This window comes from Streptomyces sp. UNOC14_S4, assembly GCF_020740835.1.
In the GTDB taxonomy this organism is placed as follows: Bacteria; Actinomycetota; Actinomycetes; order Streptomycetales; family Streptomycetaceae; genus Streptomyces.
In genome coordinates this window covers 1-2,586 of the sequence record NZ_JAINFC010000758.1, presented here as the reverse complement: position 1 = coordinate 2,586, position 2,586 = coordinate 1, and the positions used below count along the sequence as shown (strand labels likewise).

2 protein-coding genes are annotated in these 2,586 nt (G+C 70.3%); one reads left to right on the top strand and one right to left on the bottom strand.

Translation table 11 applies throughout. The features are described from left to right. Nucleotides 1-50: 50 nt before the first annotated feature. Nucleotides 51-1,526 (top strand): amino acid permease, encoded by a 1,476-nt coding sequence (locus tag K6I34_RS35380; protein ID WP_229332130.1) that lies wholly within the window; start codon nucleotides 51-53, stop codon nucleotides 1,524-1,526. Nucleotides 1,527-1,643: 117 nt separating this feature from the next. Here the strand turns inward: K6I34_RS35380 and K6I34_RS35375 are convergent. Continuing rightward, nucleotides 1,644-2,586, bottom strand: a 943-nt coding sequence (locus K6I34_RS35375) for a carboxylesterase family protein (protein WP_229332129.1), incomplete at its 5' end; no start/stop codon positions are given.

Sequence of the window (2,586 nt, the reverse complement as noted above, 5' to 3'; positions counted from 1 at the left end):
CCACGGCCCCGGTCCCCTGTGGCTTCCCCCGAAGAAGGCGAAGAGCACGTATGACTGACCGCACCCTCACTGCGGCCGACAGCCAGCCCGGCGCAGCCGCGCCGGCCGCGACGTCCCCCCACGTCGACGCCGGTGACGCGGGCTACAGCAAGGACCTCAAGTCCCGCCACGTCAACATGATCGCCATCGGCGGTGCCATCGGCACCGGCCTCTTCCTCGGCGCGGGCGGCCGCCTCCATACCGCGGGCCCCTCCCTCTTCATCGCCTACGCGGTCTGCGGCCTCTTCGCCTTCTTCGTCGTCCGGGCCCTCGGCGAGCTCGTCCTCTACCGCCCGTCCTCCGGCGCGTTCGTCTCCTACGCCCGTGAGTTCATGGGAGAGAAGGGCGCCTACACCGCGGGCTGGCTCTACTTCCTGAACTGGGCGACCACCGGTATCGCCGACATCACGGCCGTCGCCACCTACACCCATTACTGGGGAATGTTCTCGAGCATTCCCCAGTGGGTCCTCGCACTCATCGCACTCGCCGTCGTACTCACCGTGAACCTGATCTCCGTGAAGTACTTCGGCGAGATGGAATTCTGGTTCGCGATCATCAAGGTGAGCGCGCTCGTCGTCTTCATGGTCATCGGCATCTTCCTGCTCATGACCCAGCACGACGTCGGCGGCACCACCCCGGGCCTGTCCAACATCCTCGACCACGGCGGCATCTTCCCGGCCGGCGTGATGCCGATGCTCCTCGTCATCCAGGGCGTCGTCTTCGCCTACGCCTCCGTCGAGCTGTGCGGCGTCGCCGCCGGTGAGACGAAGAACCCCGAGAAGATCATGCCGAAGGCGATCAACTCGATCATGTGGCGCGTGGGTCTGTTCTACGTCGGCTCGGTCGTCCTGCTCGCGCTGCTGCTGCCGTACAACGTCTTCACCGGCGACGAGAGCCCCTTCGTCACCGTCCTGTCCAAGATCGGCGTCCCCTACGCCGCGGGCGTCATGAACCTCGTGGTCCTGACCGCCGCCCTCTCCAGCCTGAACTCCGGCCTCTACTCCACCGGCCGCATCCTGCGCTCGATGGCCATGTCCGGCTCCGCGCCGCAGTTCACCGGCCGCATGAACAAGGGCAAGGTCCCCTACGGCGGCATCCTGCTCACCGCGTTCTTCTGCGTCCTCGGCGTCGTGCTGAACTTCGTGGTCCCCAAGGACGCCTTCGAGATCGTGCTGAACTTCGCGGCGATCGGCATCATCGGCACCTGGGGCATGATCATGGTCTGCTCCCTGCTGTTCTGGCGCCGCTCCAAGGAGGGCCGGGTCACCCGCCCCGGCTACCGCCTGCCCTGGGCCCCGTACACCCAGATCGTCACGCTGGTCTTCCTCGCCTGCGTCCTGGGCCTGATGGCCGCCGACGACGGCGCGGGCCGCACCACGGTCCTCTGCCTCCCGCTGATCGTGGCGGCGCTGGTGGGCGGCTGGTACGTCGTCCGCGGTCGGGTCGCGAGCCTCAAGCGCGAGGCGGAGCTGAAGCGCGACGCGTGACGCCCCGCCCATGACGGGCACCCGCGACGGACGCCGTCGGACCCCTGGGAAGGGGACCGGCGGCGTCCGTCGTCGTAGGCGCGCGGTGTGTCACGCGGCCCTTTCCGCCTCAGATCCTCAGGCCGGTTCCGGCCCGAAATGTTTGACGTACGGGTCCGGGCCGGTGCCGTACGGGTGCCAGGCGGCGAGGTGGTCGCCGTTGGGGGATCCGGTGGTGACGAAGGCGGTGAGCGCGCCGGCGAAGGTGCGGGCCAGGTCGTGGTCGTGGCCGTTGACCGCGCCGAGCATGGGGGCGTCGGGGAAGGTGTCGAAGGTGCCGAAGAGGAAGGGGAGTTCGGTGCAGTGGGTGGCGCCGAGGCTGTGTTCGTCGGGCTCGGGGCGGCGGGTGAAGCGGTAGACGTACGCGGGCAGGCCGTGGGCGGCGCGGTGTGCGGCGGCCTGGAGGCTGCCGTCGCGGAAGACGCGGTCGGTGGTCAGGTCGGTGTAGACGTGGGCGGGTGTGGCGCCGGGGCGTTCGGCTTCGTAGCGTTCGTAGGCCAGGGGTGCGTCGGCGCCGAGGCGGCCGGGGAGGGAGCCCAGCGTGGTGAGTGCCTCCTCGCGGGTGAAGGACTGTACGCGCGCGTCGGCTCCCAGGAAGGCGGTCATTTCGTCGGAGACGGTGCCGATCAGGACGTCCTTGTCGTCCAGGGTGCCCTCGGCCACGGCTTCCTGCCAGGCGCGGGGCTGGCCGGGGGCGCCGAGCACGGGCCACATGGGCGGTGCGATGTCGCCCGGCCGGTGGCCGAGGTCACGGGCCAGCCGCTGGTAGGCGTCCAGGAGCTGCTGCCAGGGCAGCGCGCGCAGGGCCGGGCCGGGGTCGCCGTCCCGGTCGATGCCCAGGAGGCGCAGGTAGGCGGCGGTGTTCGTGTTCGCGTCGGCGGGATCCTGGGGCGGCAGGCCCAGGGGGCCGCTTTGGACGATGATCCGGCGGATCATGCCGCTGGTGGCGGGGTCGGTGGCCAGGGACATGGTCGAGTAGGCGCCCGCGGACTGGCCGCCGACGGTGATGAGGGCGGGGTCG

Bases quoted from the DNA above. Each gene is read 5' to 3' on its own strand.
- K6I34_RS35380 (WP_229332130.1), top strand. From the start codon at position 51: ATGACTGACCGCACCCTCACTGCGGCCGACAGCCAGCCCGGCGCAGCC.